The 17851-nt window shown below is 59.6% G+C and carries 14 protein-coding genes; 7 read left to right on the top strand and 7 right to left on the bottom strand.

Going from position 1 to position 17851, the window contains the following annotated elements; translation table 11 throughout:
• Positions 1 to 189: 189 nt before the first annotated feature.
• The 5 genes from HZC36_11450 to HZC36_11430 all read left to right on the top strand — a co-directional run bounded on the left by HZC36_11450 (position 190) and on the right by HZC36_11430 (position 3508).
• Positions 190 to 480: a zf-TFIIB domain-containing protein gene (locus HZC36_11450; GenBank protein ID MBI5707590.1), complete on the top strand. Its 291-nt coding sequence runs from the start codon at positions 190 to 192 to the stop codon at positions 478 to 480.
• A complete protein-coding gene (locus tag HZC36_11445; protein ID MBI5707589.1) occupies positions 480 to 1469 on the top strand; it encodes a TerC family protein in 990 nt (329 codons plus the stop codon). Before HZC36_11450 ends, HZC36_11445 begins: the two co-directional genes overlap by 1 nt.
• Positions 1470 to 1474: 5 nt before the next feature.
• Complete coding sequence (locus HZC36_11440; GenBank protein MBI5707588.1) at positions 1475 to 1954, top strand: hypothetical protein; 480 nt, start codon at positions 1475 to 1477, stop codon at positions 1952 to 1954.
• Positions 1955 to 1994: 40 nt separating this feature from the next.
• Positions 1995 to 2921 carry a sodium-dependent bicarbonate transport family permease gene (locus tag HZC36_11435; GenBank protein MBI5707587.1) on the top strand — a complete coding sequence of 309 codons (927 nt, stop codon included), beginning with the start codon at positions 1995 to 1997 and terminating at the stop codon, positions 2919 to 2921.
• Between the two features lie 428 nt (positions 2922 to 3349).
• The gene (locus HZC36_11430; GenBank protein ID MBI5707586.1) at positions 3350 to 3508 is read left to right on the top strand and encodes a GIY-YIG nuclease family protein; all 159 of its coding nucleotides are present in this window, start codon (positions 3350 to 3352) and stop codon (positions 3506 to 3508) included.
• Between the two features lie 107 nt (positions 3509 to 3615).
• Here the strand turns inward: HZC36_11430 and HZC36_11425 are convergent, their stop codons facing one another.
• From HZC36_11425 to HZC36_11415, 3 genes are all read right to left on the bottom strand, one after another.
• The gene (locus tag HZC36_11425) at positions 3616 to 5841 is read right to left on the bottom strand and encodes a hypothetical protein (protein ID MBI5707585.1); all 2226 of its coding nucleotides are present in this window, start codon (positions 5839 to 5841) and stop codon (positions 3616 to 3618) included.
• Positions 5842 to 5951: 110 nt separating this feature from the next.
• Positions 5952 to 6872, bottom strand: coding sequence for a zinc metalloprotease (locus HZC36_11420; GenBank protein MBI5707584.1), 921 nt, complete (start codon positions 6870 to 6872; stop codon positions 5952 to 5954).
• Between the two features lie 378 nt (positions 6873 to 7250).
• On the bottom strand, positions 7251 to 7676 hold the full coding sequence (locus HZC36_11415) for a hypothetical protein (protein MBI5707583.1): 426 nt from the start codon (positions 7674 to 7676) through the stop codon (positions 7251 to 7253).
• Between the two features lie 115 nt (positions 7677 to 7791).
• On the opposite strand from HZC36_11415, the gene HZC36_11410 reads away from it, so the two are divergent.
• Positions 7792 to 8679 (top strand): PEP-CTERM sorting domain-containing protein, encoded by an 888-nt coding sequence (locus HZC36_11410; GenBank protein ID MBI5707582.1) that lies wholly within the window; start codon positions 7792 to 7794, stop codon positions 8677 to 8679.
• Between the two features lie 412 nt (positions 8680 to 9091).
• Here the strand turns inward: HZC36_11410 and HZC36_11405 are convergent, their stop codons facing one another.
• Positions 9092 to 10405, bottom strand: a complete 1314-nt coding sequence (locus HZC36_11405; protein MBI5707581.1) for a PD40 domain-containing protein — start codon at positions 10403 to 10405, stop codon at positions 9092 to 9094.
• 138 nt (positions 10406 to 10543) lie between these two features.
• Between HZC36_11405 and HZC36_11400 the strand changes: the two genes are divergently transcribed.
• Positions 10544 to 14203 carry an AAA-like domain-containing protein gene (locus tag HZC36_11400; GenBank protein ID MBI5707580.1) on the top strand — a complete coding sequence of 1220 codons (3660 nt, stop codon included), beginning with the start codon at positions 10544 to 10546 and terminating at the stop codon, positions 14201 to 14203.
• On the opposite strand, the gene HZC36_11395 is transcribed toward HZC36_11400, so the two are convergent.
• The 3 genes from HZC36_11395 to HZC36_11385 are packed head-to-tail and all read right to left on the bottom strand — an operon-like array spanning position 14179 to position 17690.
• Entirely contained in the window at positions 14179 to 15996 is a 1818-nt protein-coding gene (locus HZC36_11395; GenBank protein MBI5707579.1) for an AAA-like domain-containing protein, read from the bottom strand. The genes HZC36_11400 and HZC36_11395 overlap by 25 nt on opposite strands.
• A gap of 57 nt (positions 15997 to 16053) precedes the next feature.
• On the bottom strand, positions 16054 to 16710 hold the full coding sequence (locus HZC36_11390; GenBank protein MBI5707578.1) for a hypothetical protein: 657 nt from the start codon (positions 16708 to 16710) through the stop codon (positions 16054 to 16056).
• Positions 16707 to 17690: an FAD-dependent oxidoreductase gene (locus HZC36_11385; protein MBI5707577.1), complete on the bottom strand. Its 984-nt coding sequence runs from the start codon at positions 17688 to 17690 to the stop codon at positions 16707 to 16709. Before HZC36_11385 ends, HZC36_11390 begins: the two co-directional genes overlap by 4 nt.
• Between the last annotated feature and the right edge of the window lie 161 nt (positions 17691 to 17851).

The raw sequence follows: 17851 nt of genomic DNA, 5'->3' as shown, positions 1-17851 counted from the left end.
TCCGCACGTGAGGCGTATATTGCTCCGTAACCCTCGAAGGGGAGTAGCGCCTGCAGACTGCAGAGCCGAGGTCGACACTACGCTTGAAAGAGCCGGCCCGGAAGAGAGCGCAAGACCTTCACCGCGTAGCGTGTGAAGGTTTTTTTGTTGCCTTCAAGCCGCGCGCGTGGGTGTAAGGAAGGTAACAAGATGAAATGCCCCAATTGTGAGGTCATCGAACTTACGATGGCTGACCGAACTGGAGTTGAGATCGACTACTGCACCGTGTGCCGTGGCGTCTGGCTCGATCGCGGAGAGCTCGACAAAATCATCGATCGATCGGCCACGACCTCCGACACCTCCGAGCGTATCGCGGAGCGCTCGCTACCCTCCCACAGGTCCGGCGGGGAGCACCGACGCCATGACGATGACGATCGCGACGACCATCGTGGCCGTCGCAACAAACGCGGAGGGTTTCTCGGAGAACTTTTTGACTTCTGATGGTAGAAATAGCAAACATCCCCCTTTGGATCTGGGGCGCGTTCATGGCGTTCGTGCTAGTGATGCTCGCCCTAGATCTTGGCGTCTTTCACCGCCAGGCGCACAAAGTCGAGATCAAGGAGGCCCTCGCATGGAGCGGCGTCTGGATCGGCCTCGCGCTACTCTTTAACCTCGGTCTCTTCTTCTTCTGGGATCAGATCCAGCCGGGGAGCCGATACACCAATGAGGAAGCTGGCTTCGCCTTTCTAGCCGGGTATCTGATAGAGAAGGCGCTGAGCGTCGACAACATCTTTGTGTTCCTGCTGATCTTCGGCTACTTCTCCGTGCCGGAGAAGTATCAGCACCGCGTGCTCTTCTGGGGAATCATCGGAGCCTTGATCTTCAGAGCAATCTTCATCGCGGCAGGCGCTGCGCTGCTCGAGAAGTTCTTCTGGACGATGATCATCTTTGGCTTGTTCTTGATCTTTACGGGTATCAAGATGGCGATCGTCAGGGACAAGAAGATCGACCCTGAGAAGAATCCGCTCGTGAGGCTGTTTCGCAGGCTGATGCCCGTGACGCCCGACTATCGCGGGCAGAAGTTCTTCACCCGAATCGACGGCAGGCTCTGGGCGACTCCCCTCTTCGTCGTCTTGCTGATGGTCGAGTTTACAGACGTGATCTTCGCCGTGGACTCGATTCCTGCGATCTTCGCGATTACCTCCGACCCATTCCTCGTGTTCACTTCGAACGTCTTTGCCATTCTTGGACTTCGAGCGCTCTTCTTCGCACTCGCCGGCCTCATGCAGATGTTCCACTACCTCAGCTACGGGCTTGCCGCGATTCTCGTATTCGTGGGCGGCAAGATGCTCTACAACTACGCAGAGAAGGTCATTGTTCCCGAGTGGCCCAAGTTCCCGGTAGCGCTGTCGCTCGGGATTATCGTCGCGATTCTCGGAACCGCGATCCTTGCCTCCATAAGAAGACCCCAGGCGAAAGGGGTCGCGTAATCACTATGAACCTATCAATTGCATTACTCGCCCGTCACAACTTTGCAGCTGTTAGCACCCTTTCCAAATTCCTGGAAAGCAGGGGTTACTGGACAACGCAGCGCGAAATCGCCGCCGATGTCGCCGAGACCGTGCACAGTCTTTTCGATTCGCTGGCTTGGGCAGACCGAAGGCTCCATCAGGGAGAATGCTGGCTGCTTGAAGCTGTACTAGATGAAGATCAGGAGCACGGGGCGCATCTTGAAAGGGCGATCGCCAGGGGTGAGGCGCCGAATCCGGTTCCCGGTTGCTTGGCCGCGGCGGCGCTCCACGACTCGGTGTACGGCACTGGATTTGCCGAGCTTCTTCTCAACCATCTGGAGAATCTAGGGCGCCTCATCATCATGGCGGACGCCAAAATAACTCCGTCGGAGTTGGAGGCCTACAAGAAGCACTTTTCACATCTGAGAAACGTTATCGCCGTCCCGGGCCACACGCAAGCATAAGTTGAGCACCGATCTCCTTGTTTCGAACCTGCTGTCACCCATGGTGCTGGCGTTCGCGCTTGGTTTCATCGCAATCGTCATCAAGAGCGACCTAAAGCTGCCTGACGGCCTCTACGCCTCCCTGTCCATCTACTTGCTGTTTGCGATTGGGCTAAAGGGAGGCGTTGCGCTCTCTCAGGCAAGAATCTCGGATCTGTGGGGCCCGGTTCTTGCCACGTTAGGCATAAGCGTCGTCACGCCGGCCCTTGCGTACAATGTGTGCCGCCGATTTGGGAGGCTCGATCGAACGGACTCAGCCGCGATGGCAGCACACTACGGATCGGTTTCGGCAGTTACCTTTATCGCCGCAACCTCTTTTGCTCAGATCCAGGGGCTGAGCCCCGAGGGATTTCTTCCCGCTCTAGTGGCAATTCTAGAAGTTCCTGCGATTCTGTTTGCGCTGTGGTTGGTGCTAAGGAAAGAACAGGGCAAAACGCTTGGGCCACTGTTGCATGAACTCCTGACGGGGCGCGCGATCGTACTCCTGGTCGGAGGTCTGCTGATTGGCCTCTTGGCCTCCCCCTCGGGGATGCAGCAAGTGGAACCCCTCTTTGGAGACCTGTTCAAGGGAGCTTTGACGATCTTCCTGCTCGAAATGGGCCTTGTCGCAGGTTCGAAGGTTCCCCAACTTCAGCAGAACGCGGCCTTCCTTCTGCTCTTTGGGACCCTGGTGCCGCTGGCGAACGGTGCTTTGGGAGTCGCGGCCGGAGTCCTCGTCGGGCTCTCAATAGGGGGGGCAGGGGTACTCGGCGCAATGGCGGCAAGCGCCTCGTACATCGCTGCGCCGGCCGCCGTTCGGATCATGTTGCCTCGGGCCAATGCGAGTCTCTATCTCACCGGCGCGATTGCGGTGACCTTCCCGTTCAACCTCGTTGTCGGCATACCTGTCTACCTTGAAATAGCCAAGCGTCTCGGTTCAGGTGGTTAGAAATCCTTCCGCCCCATCCCCTATCATTCTGCTCGGAAAAGGTGGAACCCAGATGGGCTCCCATAAACGACCCCTGAAAACAGGATTGCCGTGATCGATCGGGTTCAAACACCTGCTTCCTTCATCTGAATTGCCAGTTGACCTCGCCGTCGCCCTACAGAAGTCACGCTCCCTTGAACTCCAAGATCTCCACCCGATCCTTCTTGGCCCAAATGCCAATGTCGGCCGTCCCCAGTCCCTGATTCGCGATAGGCAGTTGGAGTGTATTGCCCTTGAGACAACCCGAGACCACATGCGCTCATGGTCTGAACGTATGGCAACAGCTACTTCTTGTACTTGATCGCGATCTGAGCGGCGGCCATTCTGCCCTGATCGAGTGAGGGGCCTGAAGGAGAGCGTCCCGATGGAATCGAAGGTCACGGGTTCGAATGTCATCGTCTCCTCCAAAACTCCTGTTCGCCGTGATCACGGTCTACATCCTCTGGAGCGAACCCAAGAACCGATTCTATGTCGGCCATACAGCCAACTTGCGTGACCGATTTGAGCATCACAACCAAGCCCTGAGCCGAGGTTTTCGAGTGCGATGATTCGACTGCGAAGCTCCAAAGAGCCCTCGTTGAAGCCTGGACCGGTTCGACCTGGGTGAACTGACGCCGTCTGCCGTTCGGCGAAGGGCAAGACGGCTGACCCTCCTCTACTTCACTTTGATTCGCACCTCGCCTGTGGACTTAAGGCCGTAGACGTCAGCGATCGTGTAGCTCACCGTTGCTGTGCCTTTCCACCCAAGCGGAGCCTGATAGCTGTAGGCGTTGTAGCCGAGCATGTGCACAGTCCCAACGGAGGCAATCAGCGTGAGATTGGTAAACGTGAAGAAGTCTCCTTCGGGGTCATAGTCGTTGTTCAAGGGGAAGAAGTTCACGGGCTGTGAACCGGTGGTCTCGACGTCATCTCGAACCGCCACGGGAGCGACATCCGGCTCTGGATAGACCTTGTAACCAGTATAGACCCACGAGCTTTCGTAAGGGTCCGAGAGCTTTAGGTCAAGTGTTTTGGTGTTTGGTGCGCTTCCGGGTGCGGGAATGCCGACGGTTTCCGAATAGGTGCTCGTCGTCTGCAGGCCAATATTGAATCCCTGCCACAAGAACGACAAGGGATCGCCATCCGGGTCGAATGATCCGGAAGCGTCGAACGTGACCGTAACAATGCCTCCGACCTTGCCGTCGTGAGGAGGATAGATTTCGAGATAGGTTCGGTTGTACTTCTTTATCGTCAGGCCCGCAATTCTCGGCTCCGGCGGACTATTCTGCTCAGTCTTGACATTGACAACCACAACGTCCTGGGACCTGGCTCCGGCGGAATCCGTGACCTCCAGCACGAAGCTACGATGATTGACCCAGCCCTGCCAGTAGTCATGGACAACCTCGAGTGAAAGCACTTTGGTGGTTCCGACGACGACCCCGTTTTCGGACCAGGAATAGGAAAGGGCATCGCCGTCAGGGTCAGCAGACAACGAGCCGTCTAGCGTAACAAGGACTGACCTCGTCACAGGATCCCCATCATGAGGCACCGTCACTGTCTGATCGGGGCCTGCATTCGCCACAGGAGGGTGGTTCGCCGGCAGCACCGTCACCGTCACCGTGTCCGTGTCGCTAAGGCCGTCGGGATCGGTGACCTTGAGGGTGTACACATAGGTGCCAGGCGTCTGCGTGGCGCCCATCCAAGCGGTGTCGATGGTCTGGCCGATAGGATCGGTCCACTCGTAGGTGAGAGTATCGCCGTCGGGGTCAGAAGAGCCCGATCCATCGAGGCCGAAGACCGCCATGTTGGTGTCCGGATCTACATAAACCGTCTGATCATCTCCCGCAACCGCCACCGGAGGACGATTGACTTCGAACTTCCAGAGGATCGCCTCCATCTGGCCGGTCACCGCGTTCAGCGCGTCGCCGCCAACGTAGATGTTCGGCCCATCCACCCAGATCGCCCAGGCCTCAGAATCGCCTGCCTGGTATTCAGCCGGAAGGTACTGGTGAAGATCCAGCCAGGACTCCTTTGTGCCCTGCCACAGGGCCGCGTGCATCGAACCGTTGGCATACACGCCGCCAGCCTGATAGCCGCCTTCGACGTCGTAAGCGTAGGAGGCAGTGGTGCCGTCGGGCTGCAGGTCAACCCAGCTTGCAGCGTCGCCATTCCAGAGACAGGCATGGCCCTCCTGTCCGACCAGGGTCCATCCCACCTGCTGCACGCCATCCGTGCCATACGCCTGGGAAGAGCCGCCCTCAAAGGGATTTAGGTTGATCCAGGAACCCGCGGTGCCGGTCCAAAGCGCCGCCTGCGTCAATCCCGAAACGACGGCGTGCCCACACTGCTGGCCGCCACCGGCGCCCCAAGCATAGGAACCTATGGAACCTGCCGGGTCAAGATCCTCCCACGTGCCCGTGGTGCCGTCCCATACGACCGCATGGATCTCGTCCGCAACAAAGGCTGCGCCAGCATGATAGCGGCCGTCCGTAGCGTATGCGTCGAAGCCCTCGGGGCTCAAGACGACACAGCTCTCCTTTGTGCCCGCCCAGGCGCTGGCAAATTGTGGGCCACCGATGTTGGGATCGGAATAGTAGGTCTCGCCAACTTGCACCCCGCCCGCACAAGCAAAGCCCATCGAGACCGTCCCACCAAGGTGGTCCGGGTGCAGATCCGTCAGCGTGCCGGCCATGTCCCACAGGGTCGCCTTCAAATATGACCAGGTCCCCACGTAGCTCACAATGCCCGTCATTTGGCCATCTCCGACCCCCCAGACCGCTGACTGCACTGCCCCAACAGGATGCAGGCTCTGCGTCGCCCACTGGGCGTCGGCGTGGGAGGCCGCAGCCGCCAAGAAGGCAGCCGCAGACAGAACAAAGCGAGTGGTAAGTGCGGATTTCATGGTGAATTCCTTTGGAAGTGCATCGTGGCTGCTGGGTCTCAGCGAGCCACGATACGATTTCCGTTGTGAAAGAACTGTGAAAGAAACGCCAGTCCTTCAAGCGTGCCCGATCACTTTCCTTGACGGTACGTCGCCCACATGTTGTCGAACCGCTGGCTTTGGTTCAGGGTGTACTGGTACATGCACACCTCGTTGGAGTAGTCCATGAAGTTGTGGATCGGGTCCACACCTTTGAACGCACCACCCGTGCAGGTGTCCGGATTAGGCGTAGGGCAGCCGCTCGTGTAGTTCCTTTGGGCCGGCGTGTCGGCCACATAGTCGTTCTGCTTCTTGCAGCCGTCCTGGAAGGTGTGATACAGGCCCATCCAGTGGCCGACCTCGTGGGGAGCGATGTCCGTGACTTCGGTGGTGCTGCCCGCCGTCAGGATGATCGCATAGTCCATCACGGGGCCGTCCATGTGAGGCGCGCCCGCATACCACCATGGAAAGCCGCCGTAGCCTCCAAGTCCAGGCGGAAGGTCCCGAATGTAGAGGTTCAGGTCGTCGGCAGAGCCCTGGCGCAGCGCGGTCTTGCACTCGACTTCTGCGGGACTGTCCCGGGTGGCCTGCCACCAGATGGTGTTCGCCGTCCGATCGGTGCTGACGAGCTGGAATCGGAAATTCGTGTTGTATCCGCCTGCGCCCTCCGTGCCGGCGAACGCGGAGTTGAGCTTGGCCACGATGTTCGCCACGACCACGTCCGAGAAGTTGCCGGTCACACCGTCATCGGCCGTGATGATGTGCATATAGACGGGGATCGTGACGATGCCGCCCGCGCGCCCCTTTTCGTGCAGGGCGACTTCGGCCTCGACGCGCACCTGTTCTTCGAGCGACGGCGCGCCCGTGCCACAGACCCCGACCTGCGATAGGCCCTGCCCGTCGGCGATGCCCCTGGTCTGGTCCGAGACGCCCGCGCCCCCGCATCCGATGGCCAACACCGTGCCCAGCACGGCGCATGGTAATCCTACGATTAGTGTGTTCTTTGTTTTCATCTTCTTGGTCTCCGCTCCCGGCAATGGGTCCGCACGGATCGAGCCCTTGTGCTATTGGCAGTATCCGCCCCGGACTGTGACCATTTCGTGACGCGTTTCGTCACGGCGGGGCACAGGCGAACCTGAAAAATGGGAAACCTCGTTGAAAAGACGCCCACATCCCCACGTGTCAGCCCCTTGGCGATGCCCCCAAATTCCCCGCGCACTCTCGGCTCCCGTGCGGCTCACTTCAGTATAGGATGAATATCTACAATTTGGTGAAGAAAGTTTGCCAGTCTGGGAAGGCCCGTCTTGGACCGGCCTTCACTCGATATGGGCGCCTTGGGCATGGGTCCAGAAGAACGACAGGCGCCAACCAACGATGTTGCGGTCCCTGGACTACTTCTTCCGCCTGAACGTCACCGGGTTGCCGTCGCCTTCCACGACCACTTCGTCGTCGCCGTTCCAGGTGAGCTTGGAGCTCTCCGTCTTCTGCATCTGCTTTTCCATTTGGGTTTGGATCTGCTGCCTCACGGCGGCAGGCGCCTCCACCACTTTTACGGACGTCACTTTCGAGGTCACTTCCTCGCCCGACTTCGATTCCCAGGTTCCGGCGACCTCGATCACGATCTTGCCGAGCTGCGGGATCTCCATGTTGAAGGTTCCGTTCATGGTCTTGTCGGCGTTGAAGGTCTGCGTGACCTGGGCATTCTGGCCCGCGACCGGCAGCACCCCAACCCATGTGCCGACCAGCCTGTCGCCCTTGGCGCAGCCAAGGAGCATCAAGGACACGACGACAAAGAGCAATGTGGACCGGGCTTTCATAGTCGCAAGTCTGACACAAGCAGGCGCGGACTCCCCAGCAAAGGACTCGGTCGAAACAGGCAATTCTGCCAGTCACAGAAGGCGCGTGCGCCATTACAATAGGGTCGGTGTTCTTATGATGATTAAATTGCTTGGTTTGGCGGGCCTGGCCTGTCTTTCGTCGTTCACTTTTGGCCAGGGCCTGATCTACATGCCTGACAGCACGAACAACCGTATGGTTGCCTTCAACCCCTTTGATGGGAGTGTGGTGAACTCAAACCTCTTTGGGTTGGCAGGTGGCACACCCATCCATGCGATGCAAGTGGGGAACGAAGTCTGGGTTTCTGAGCAGACTGGCGATAGAGTCTCGCGATGGAGCGTCACTGGCGCCTCGCTGGGGGCCGTCACCGGCCAGATGGACAACATCCGCGGGATGGGCCTGATCAACGGGACGGTGTACGTGACCAATGCCGGAACGGGTAACAGCGCTCCTGGCGCGGCCCTCCGAATGTTCACGACAAGCGGCACGAGCCTCGGCCACTTCACGACCCCCAACGCACCCGGTCCCTTCGGGATCCTGGAGTATCAGGGCGCGATGTTGGTTTCCTCGTCCTCGGCCAACGATGACATCCACAAGTACAGCTTGACGGGAACGTCGCTGGGAACGTTTTACAATGGCGCGAGGAGCTTTTTTGAGCAGATGGACTATGCCGCCGACGGCAACATCCTCGCAGCGGTTTTCTCGTCCAACGTCGTGGTTAAGCTCAACGCCAGCACGGGCGCCGAGATCAGTTCGTTTGCCGCTACTGGCGCGCGTGGCGTGTTCCAGTTAGGTAACGGGAACATCCTTTGGACGAACGGCTCTGGAGCGCACGTTTTCAATACGGCGACCGGCGGTTCCAGCCAGATCTACACGGGCGGAGGCAGATATCTGGACCTAGTGGTAGTGCCCGAACCTGCAACGATGCTTGTGTTCCTAGGTGGACTTGCCGTGCTTCGCAGAAGGTCGCGAGCTGCGCAATAGTCGTGCGGGCTCCTCTCCTTGGGCTGCAATGACACGCCATAAAGGAAAGGCGCGTTGAAACCTAGCGCTCGCCCGATACGCCAATCACGACTGAATTGGCGTATTGGGCGAGCCTGCATTACCTGCTGCCCACGACCGATCAGCTCCGGATGGGAATCTGCAGCCCAGCCTCTGGCGGCAGTTGGTACCTAGGCGTGTGCGCATTTGCCCCCCGCGTGCGTCGGCCGCAAGGGCCATGATTGAACAAGGGAGTCCTCGCTCATGCCGAAACAAGGCAGACTCAGAGAAAGGTACGGCCGCCGGAAGGCGGCCGCTGCCCCAATTACCTTTTGAAGGAAATCGTACATCCTCCGGCCCCAAATTGGGCCGGGCCCGGGAGAGGTCGCCCGAGCCTCAAGCGAATGCCCTTCAATCAGTAGGTTCCTCTCCGAAAGACGTCGGTGAATCCGAGCGTATCGTCCATCACCAGGTTGCTGGCATCCGAGACAAAGGAGACGAATCCGTTCGCGCTGATCGAAGGGCTGATACTGGCCCCGTCTGCCGAGCCCCCCAAAGCGCTCACAGAGACCAACGACGTTGTGTTATTGCTGCGATTCCGAAGGAACACGTCAACAACGCCGTTTCCGTCGCCGCTCACCAAGTCGGAAGCGGCGGACTCGAACACGACCTTCGTTCCATCTCCGCTGATGCGAACGCCCCAGCCCCCCGAATCTCCGCTTGGGCCGTTGGCGAATCCCCCTGCGGCGCTGTTCGATATCCGGGTCAGAGTGTTCTTGCTGGTGTCTCGCAGGAAAACGTCGACGACGCCGTTGGTGTCCACGATGTTGAAGGCGTTCAACGAGACAAAGGCGACATAGCGTCCGTCGTCGCTCATGGCCGACGTGTGGCTGATGCCGAAATACTGCGCCCCATTGGTGGGAAGCGAGACCCGCACCATCTTGCCGCCGTTGTTCATGTCCCGACGATAGACATCCCAGTTGCCGTTGGTGTCACCGGAAACCATGTTCCCGGCCTTCGACGTGAAGGCGACGTACCGGCCGTTGGGCGTGATCTGGGGTTGGAAGTACCCGCTTTCGTCGTCGCCATAGCCGCCGCTGGTCGACCGTGAAACGAGAACGGTGGTTCCTGCAGAGATGTTTCGCAAGAACACTTGAGAGTAAGCGCTTGGCGCAAGCGAAACCAGATTCGTGGCGTTTGATCGAAAGGCGACAAGGTTGCCGTCCGCACTGATTGCCGAAGAGTCGCTTGTGCTATTGCCTTCTGCCTCGTTATTGGCGACCGAGACCCGAATTGTCGTTCCGAGCAGGATATCGCGGCGAAACACATCTCGGGAAAGGTTGCCATCGCCTTCCGGAGACAGGTTGGTTGCGTCGGAGGAGAACGAGACGAATCTGCCGTCAGGTGAGACGCGAGGGTTGAAGCAATCGCCATTGGCCTCGGCTCCACCCGCATCCACCGAGACGAGAAGCGTGGTGTTCGAGTTCAGGTCGCGCCGAAAGACCTGGATATGGGAGGTTCCGCCAGGCACCAGGTTGGGTGCCGCGGAAGTAAAGACCACATACTGTCCAGTTCCGGTACTGATCACGGCTTGAGGGCTTGCTCCTTGTGCCTCGGCGCCGCTGTGGCCGACCGATGCCCGCATTGTGGTTTGAGCGGGAGCGGCCATGATGAGGGCTCCCAGCATGGTGGCCGGAAGGAGTGTTGAGACGACTCTTGTTAAGTTCATTTGCATTCCCCGTTTGGCTGGCCGTACCCCTTCAGGCCGCCAGTAGCGTCTCCGGTGAGACTTGGATCGCATTCTGCTGAACCATGTGTGAACGATCCGTGACCGCGTTGTTCACACATCGTTTCGTACAATGCCCCTATGAGCCGTACGGCACCTTTTTTCCGGCCTGGTGGGACCATGGACCCCAACGCTCCCAGCTATATCGAGCGTCGTGCCGATTCCGATCTTCTAGATGCGCTGCTCGAAGGCGACTATGTCTTCGTGCTCGACTCACGCCAAAAGGGGAAATCCTCGTTGGTCGCAAGGACGATCGTCAAGCTGAAAGAAAAGGGGGTAGCCACGGTCAAACTGGATCTTCAGCGCCTCGGCGCCAACCTGACCGCGGAACAGTGGTATGGCGGCCTTCTCGCCGCCATGGGCCAAGAACTCGGCATGCAGCCTGCGCTCCTGGAATATTGGCGGAGCCATTTGGAGATCGGCCCGCTCTCGCGATGGCTGGGCGCCTTGGAGACGGTAGTGCTGAATACCGCGAAGACCCCCATCGTGATCTTTATCGACGAAGTCGACTACGTGCGCGCTCTTCCATTTCCGGCTGACGAGTTCTTTGCCGGAATCCGGGACTGCTACAACCGTCGGTCCGAGGCCGGCGGCTTCGAGCGCCTCACATTCTGTCTGGTGGGTGTCGCAACGCCGGGGCAGCTCATCCGGAACCCCGAGATCACTCCGTTCAACATTGGCAGGCGGATCGATCTCACCGACTTCTCGCTGGAAGAAACCTCGGGCTATGCCTCAGTGCTGGCGGAAGGCGGACGCAATGGCGGAGTCCTGGTCCAGCGGGTCCACCACTGGGTAAGCGGGCATCCTTACCTCACGCAGCTCCTCTGCAGCCACGTCGCTGGCGATACAGGCATCACGTCGAAGCATGGCGTCGACCGCCTGGTGAAGGAGCTGTTCTTTACCAGAGAAGCCCGTCAAAAGGTTGCCAATTTCGCCGACGTGGAGCGCCGAATGCTGGATCCCGACGTCCCCGGAGTGGCGCCAGACGAGAAGCGATCGCAAGTGCTGGACCTTTATGGAAGGCTGCTCAGAGGGCGCGGCGTTCCCACCACCGAGGAGAACCCGGTGGCGGCGTCGCTGCGCCTTGCGGGTCTTGGATACGAAGATCATGGAGTATTGAAGGTCCGCAACGAGGCCTATCGCCGCGTCTTCGACGAGCGATGGCGACGCCAGAGCCTGCCCGAGGGCGAGCTTCGACGACAGCGCGGCGCCGCAAGAATCGCCGTGCTGCGCACGGCGAGCGTCGCGGGTGTTCTTGTCCTTGCGGTGACGTCGGGCGCCATCGGCATGTGGCGGATTTCAGGAGAGCGGCAGGAAGCACTCAACAAGTTGGCCAAGACCTCGAACGAACGCAAAGAAGCCCTCAGCACGCTTGAAAACAGAAACGGAGAGCTGACCCGCATTTCCGGAGAGCGCAAGGCCGCCCTGAATAGCCTGCAATTGCGCACTACAGAACTGGCAAGGGTCTCAAACCAGCGACAGCAAGCGCTGGTCGACCTGCAAGGCAGAAGCTTCGACCTCAAGAGAACCCTGGAAGAGCGGAATCGGGCGGTTCACGATCTTGAGAAGAGCGCCGACGAGCTGCGTCGGACAAGCTATATGGGAATCATGGTATCGCTCCGGCTCGCCATGCAAGAGAATCGGTGGATGAAGGTCGCAGAGCTGATGGACCGGTCTAGGGACGACCCCCTTCGAGGCTGGGAATGGGGCCATCTGGCAGCGATGCTCAACGGCCAAGTCGCAGAAGCCCAGGTCCAGCCGTTGCGTAACGAGTTTGAAGAAGATCCGGACGGTACGGTCAGCCTGATCACCCGCGACTCGATCTTCAAGGTGACTCCCACTGGACTTCAATTACGCAGGAAGTTCAAGGGAAAAACGATCTTCCCCCTTATCCGCAGGGGCAACTTGAGGTCCGGGGTCGATCCAGAAACAGGCAAGCTGGTGATTCGCGACGCGGACACCGACCAGATTGTCGCAGAGTCTGCGCTCCGTATCATGTCGTTCGATCCGGACACTCGGACGATGATCGTTCAATGGGGCGGCGGAGACACCGAGAAGCGCTCATTCGATGGCAAAGTTCTGGAGCATTATCCTCGCCCCGACCCGGCGCGCAAAGCGACGATGAAACTCCCGAATGGCGATGAAATCTCCCTATTTCGCGACGGGCTCCTGATTCGGACGGACTCGAAGGGCAGTCGAGCTGCCGAGACCAAAATCCTCCCGCCGCCGCTTGCGGGCAACCAGTACTTTGTTCGGAGCAAGGATGGAACGCTTTTCATGTTGATCGATCAGGGTGCGCCTCGCCCGTTCCAGATCCGCAGAGCTTCTGACCTAAGCGTGACCTCCACCCTCGAAGCGCCAACCGATCTGGGCGCCGGAGCGTTGTTCGCGCCAGACAAACGCAGCATCCTCCTGACTTCTGGCGGAGTGATTACCCGTTACGACGTTGGCAGCGGAAAGGTGCAGCAAAACTACTATGGCCATCAGTACCAAGTCTTCAGGGTCGTCTATTTGCCTGGCGGGACCCATTTCGCCAGCATCGACCGGATGGGCGCCGTGCGCATCTGGCCACTTGAGCCCTTGCCTGCCGTTAAGTCCCTAGGCGCTATTGCAGATCCCCCAGTCGACTTCTGGCTGGGCGATGACCCACGATTCCTGCTCTACCCGACGGTCGAGGGGGCATTGGAATCCAGGAACCTTAAGACTGGCGAAGTGGCTCGCATCGAGAGTCCTGCAGGCGTACACTCGCAGGAGCCGTTTTCGGTCGTCTCCGGGAAGAGAGTCTATGTGGGGACCGATTCTGGTACTGTCGACCGCTACTCCATCGACGGTCTGAAGAAAGAGAAGTCGGTCAAGGTCTTCGACTCGATGGTCTTCGGGATAGGTAGGCTGATGGGAGGCAAGCGACTTCTTGTACGTTCCAACACGGGCAAGCCGGCCCCTGGAATGGATTACGCTCCGCATACGCAGGCCGAGTATGCGATCCTCGACACAGAGTCCATGGCCGTTTTGCACAGGTTCAGGCCAAACTGGCCGCTTCCCGGCGTGAACTATGGGGGCCTGATGACCTCCGACGGGCCCATCTTTGCGGTCAGGGCCAGCAAGTGGTGGACAGGGCCCTTGATGCCAACGACCGCAATCATCTTGTTGGTCTCTGCAGAGAGTGGGAAGATCCTTCGAAGGATGGAATTTCCGAAGCAAGATATCACCGCCTCAGCTCTATCGGCAGACGGCAAGTGGTTGATCTTGTCGTTCTACACGGGTCTTAACGACTCCTCAAGCCGGATCGAAGTTTTCGATACTTCATCGGGGAAGCGCGTGAAGAACCTTGAAATCCCCACGGGCGTGGCCGTCAGGAGTTTTTGGGTCAAGGGGAGTCTCCTTGTTGGCACGCTGGCTGATGACACCATCGGCGTGTGGGATCTGTCGAAGGGACCGCGATGCACGGTGCTCGCTCCAGGGCAGGCGATTAACTTCTATGACATCTCACCAGACTGTAGCCGCGTCCTCGTCTGCCTCAAGGACGGCACCCTAATCGTCTACGATCCGAAGTCTGGAGTCGAATTCTTCTCGCAGAGAGATGACTCCGCAGGCAATGCCAAAGATGGTCAAACCGAGGCGACAACCATCGCGGGGTTCTCCAAAGATGGCTCCAAGATCTTCCTGTTCGGCAAGGACGGGGTCTTGCGGTCGTTGAACAGCGTCCCCTGGAAGACTCAGCCCAAGGCCGCGCGCAAGTAAGGTCCATAGATAGGAACCCTGAACTCGACCGCGCCGTCACGGGAGACCCGGATGATGCCTGACGACCAGAGGCGGTAGCGCGTTGTGGGGTCCTCGAAGGGGCGGCCGGATAGAAGCCTTCGGACTTCGTTCGTCAGCTCAGGGTCCTGAGAGATGGCGATCCAAGTACGACGCAGGTGCTCGCCGAACGGCCCGTCCACCTCGCTCGCCAGTTGCTTCAAAGACTCTATCGAGCCGTCCTTGGCGAGGAATGCAAAGGCTCGGCGCGTGAGAAACGGGTGCCCTTTCGTGAGCCCGAACACGTCTCGGTGTACGTCTTGCGCCAAGGCTCCCATGTATCGCCCCTGCAGCTCTTTGACCTCCTCTTCGTGAAAATCCTGCATCCCCACACGAACGCCAATATTGAAAGGAGACTGGCTGAGATCGGTGATGAAAAGGTGTGCCTCGGTCGCGTATGCCAGAACCAAGGTGAGCTTTCGCCAGGGCCCATCCGGTTCAAACGCTCGCCGGTTGTGCCAGCTTCGGAGCAGCCCGAATAAGTCATTCGTATAGGCCCTGTCGAATAGGAGGTCTACCTCATCGAGAATCCAGGAGACCGGCCCCGGAGTCCTGGAAAGGAGTTCTTCGACCATGGTTTCCAGGTTCATGTTAGGGCCCAGCCAGTCTTGCCAGCTTGCTGAGAAGTCGACCTCTTGGCGCAGGTCCCTGGCGAGACCGTGTGCCAGAGTCTTATAGAGGGTTTCGGCGGAGGAGAGCTGCGTCGCACCGAAGGACTGAAGATCGGAGAATGCCGCGGCGGCGCCGGAATCGCGAGCATGGCCCAGCAGACGCGCCAGAAGCGAACTCTTCCCCACCTGGCGCGGACCGTGGACAAGAATCACGCCTTCGCCCTGGTCGAAGGCATCGAACGCCTCTTGGTCGGATGCCCTGGCAACGTAGAAGCGCGAGCCCAACGGAACCGCGCCGCCCGCCGTCTCCATATCGGGATGGGTCTGGCTCCGGTGAAGGCCGGCGCCTGCTCTGTTCAAGCCGTCAATGGCTGCTGGCTCGGTGGCCGGAGCGGACTGGGATTCAAGTGCGCGCACCGCCTGTTCTGACGGTGCTTCGCCCCAGTTCTCATCGAGTAGGCGTTCCCATTCTTCGAACTGCCTCAGGGCTTCGATGTCCATTCCTGCAGCTTTGTATCCGGAGATCAGGGCAATGTGCACATCCTCTCGAAAGGGGGCCGCAAGGACTGCTGCACGTGCGATCCTCAACGCTTCTTGAGCCTCGCCACTATCAATGCGGGCTTGGCAAAGCCGGACGACGGCGTGGCCAAAGCGCTCTTCTAGATCCGCCCTCAGAGCAAGAACCCAGCTTTCGGCCAATGAAGGCAGCAGCTCGCCCGCATAGAGGCCAACTGCTTCCAGCAAGGCCCTCAATTCATCCTGGTCCGGCGCTCCCGAGGTTAGGGCATTGAAGTGCGCCACGTCCGTTTCAACGCTGCCGGGCACCAGGGCCACGTAGTTGCGGCGCGTCTGGACGATCTCACCCATGCCCATCCGAACTTCGAGTTCTTCACGGATGTCTGCCACCGCGCGCCTGAGGCTCTGAGCCTGGCGGTCGCCATCGCTGTCGGGCCAGAACAGGTCGCAGAGCTGTTCGCGATGAAACTCCTCGTCAGGGTTGAGCGCCAGGAATGCCAACAAGGCGAGCGCTTTTCGCGACCGAAAACGCGCCGCCTGCCCAGCGCTCGAGACGACTTCGAGACGGCCAAGCATCCGCATTCGCAGGGGGGCGCTCCAGTTGTTCATCGAAGTGACTTTGCCAGTATGGCTCGCGCTCACCAGGATCGGATTCTTTGCGTCGACCTAATTGGGCTCTATCCGTTCCAGCAAAGAGCCGTCCAGTTCGATCCGCACGGGTAGGCCCCTTTCATCGACCCAGGTGACCGCGCGGTCATCGTTGATGACATGAACCTTGATCTTCGCCTTTCCATAGGCCACTTCTTTTTGGCCCACATAGATCGCGGTGGTAAGGTTCCACTTAAGCAAGACCGCATCGAAACGATAGAACTGGACTCGTGTCCCCGCTTTCGGAGGGGTGCGCAGAGCCCAAAACTGGGTCGGGTCCGCTCGAGGGGCCGTATCCACCAAAGGCACGTCCACCACCTTGCGAACCCCCGATTCGTCTACGATAGCGTGGGCTCCAGTGGCGTCGAAGGTAGCCGTGACCTGTCGCCGAGAAGCTGGCCCGACGGTGATCGTCTCGATGAACTGACGCAGGGGGTTGCCCCGGCTGTCATAGCGCGAATTGCCCGTGACGAAGACCTTGGCGTTGGCGCCTGACGCCATCTCCACGCGCGACTGCACCACCTTCTCCCCGCCGGGAAGCAGGGTCTGGGTCAGCGATGCCGTCCCGACCGCCTTCCCGTTTACCTTGATCGTGTATTTGGCCTGCGCCAAGGCGAGAGGCGATGCTGCGAACAAGGCCAAAGACAGCCCCAAGACCAACAGAAAGCGCTTCACTCACTACCTCCGACGAGCCAATGGGCGGCCTTGACGCCAGATTCGTAAGCCAACTCCAATCGTGAGCCCATCACCCCGTCTCCGGCAACCACGACCCTGTTTCCCGGGACATTCGCCGACTCAAAAACGCTGGTGGTCTCCGGCTGGCTGTAGCGCCATCGAACGACTCCTGACACGGCGCAGGAGCCGAACCCCGGACCAAATAGCCGCGAGACGAAATCCAGCGTCGCCGAAACGACGGTTTCATCTTCCGTTTCGAAGTGTCTCTTGCTGAACTCGGGGCTGAGCTGCGCCACCATCGCCGTACATCCCTCTGGCGCCCTGCCGGGACACTTTTCCGACTCGATGCAAAGCCACGTGAGCGGGTGCCGTTGCTCGGGGTCCAGGATCGCATGGTAGCTCAGCGGGGGCAGATCCTCCTCAAAGCCCAGAAGCACGCTCAGGCATGGCCGATAGGACGTGTTGGCGAGATGCCTGCCCTCCCCAACCGTGAGCAGCAGGGGCTTGGCGATGGGAGCCGGTGGCGTGAGAATCAGCGCGTCGAAGTCCTCGCCGGCGCATTCATAGCCTACGTGATTCTTGGCCAGCTCCGGGACCTCCACGGAAAGGCGAAGATCGAGCCCCTCCGCGAGCCTGTCAGCCAAAACTTGGTTCCCTTCGACGTACGCAAATCGCTCGACCGCGTTCTTGACAGGGTCTCCTGAAACCACGCGCAATCCCGTGTGTACAAAGATTGGGCGCTGAATCCGATGAAGTCCGGACGTGCTCAGCTCGTGACGAATGGCCTGTTCCAGTGCCGTTCCGCGCGGAGCGATCGAGGATGGCCCCGTGTCGAAGATGTAGCCGTCCACTGCCCGGCTTGCCAGCCGGCCTCCGGCATGGCTCATAGCCTCGAAGAGGACCGCTTCGTGCCCGAGGGCCTTGAGCGTGCGGCCGGCCGCGAGTCCTGCGACCCCGGCGCCGATGATGCCGACCCTCATTCCCTGTTCCCCCGTTTCATCGATGACCTTTCAGTTGGCAGACCCGATTCTATCCTCTGGTTCCCCAGGTGTGCAGACGGGCTGGCGGCCCACTTCGAGTCCTCATAGAACTTTCGCCGGGTTTTTCCACGTCCAGCACCCTTACTGGTCACTATTCGGGC

The organism is Armatimonadota bacterium, assembly GCA_016223145.1.
Taxonomy (GTDB): Bacteria; Armatimonadota; Fimbriimonadia; order Fimbriimonadales; family Fimbriimonadaceae; genus Nitrosymbiomonas.
The sequence above is the reverse complement of the archived record's forward strand: the minus strand, read 5'-3'. Positions and strand labels throughout refer to the sequence as shown.

Bases quoted from the DNA above. Each gene is read 5' to 3' on its own strand.
- HZC36_11450 (MBI5707590.1), top strand. From the start codon at position 190: ATGAAATGCCCCAATTGTGAGGTCATCGAACTTACGATGGCTGACCGA.
- HZC36_11445 (MBI5707589.1), top strand. From the start codon at position 480: ATGGTAGAAATAGCAAACATCCCCCTTTGGATCTGGGGCGCGTTCATG.
- HZC36_11440 (MBI5707588.1), top strand. From the start codon at position 1,475: ATGAACCTATCAATTGCATTACTCGCCCGTCACAACTTTGCAGCTGTT.
- HZC36_11435 (MBI5707587.1), top strand. From the start codon at position 1,995: ATGGTGCTGGCGTTCGCGCTTGGTTTCATCGCAATCGTCATCAAGAGC.
- HZC36_11430 (MBI5707586.1), top strand. From the start codon at position 3,350: ATGTCATCGTCTCCTCCAAAACTCCTGTTCGCCGTGATCACGGTCTAC.
- HZC36_11425 (MBI5707585.1), bottom strand. From the start codon at position 5,841: ATGAAATCCGCACTTACCACTCGCTTTGTTCTGTCTGCGGCTGCCTTC.
- HZC36_11420 (MBI5707584.1), bottom strand. From the start codon at position 6,872: ATGAAAACAAAGAACACACTAATCGTAGGATTACCATGCGCCGTGCTG.
- HZC36_11415 (MBI5707583.1), bottom strand. From the start codon at position 7,676: ATGAAAGCCCGGTCCACATTGCTCTTTGTCGTCGTGTCCTTGATGCTC.
- HZC36_11410 (MBI5707582.1), top strand. From the start codon at position 7,792: ATGATGATTAAATTGCTTGGTTTGGCGGGCCTGGCCTGTCTTTCGTCG.
- HZC36_11405 (MBI5707581.1), bottom strand. From the start codon at position 10,405: ATGAACTTAACAAGAGTCGTCTCAACACTCCTTCCGGCCACCATGCTG.
- HZC36_11400 (MBI5707580.1), top strand. From the start codon at position 10,544: ATGAGCCGTACGGCACCTTTTTTCCGGCCTGGTGGGACCATGGACCCC.
- HZC36_11395 (MBI5707579.1), bottom strand. From the start codon at position 15,996: ATGAACAACTGGAGCGCCCCCCTGCGAATGCGGATGCTTGGCCGTCTC.
- HZC36_11385 (MBI5707577.1), bottom strand. From the start codon at position 17,690: ATGAGGGTCGGCATCATCGGCGCCGGGGTCGCAGGACTCGCGGCCGGC.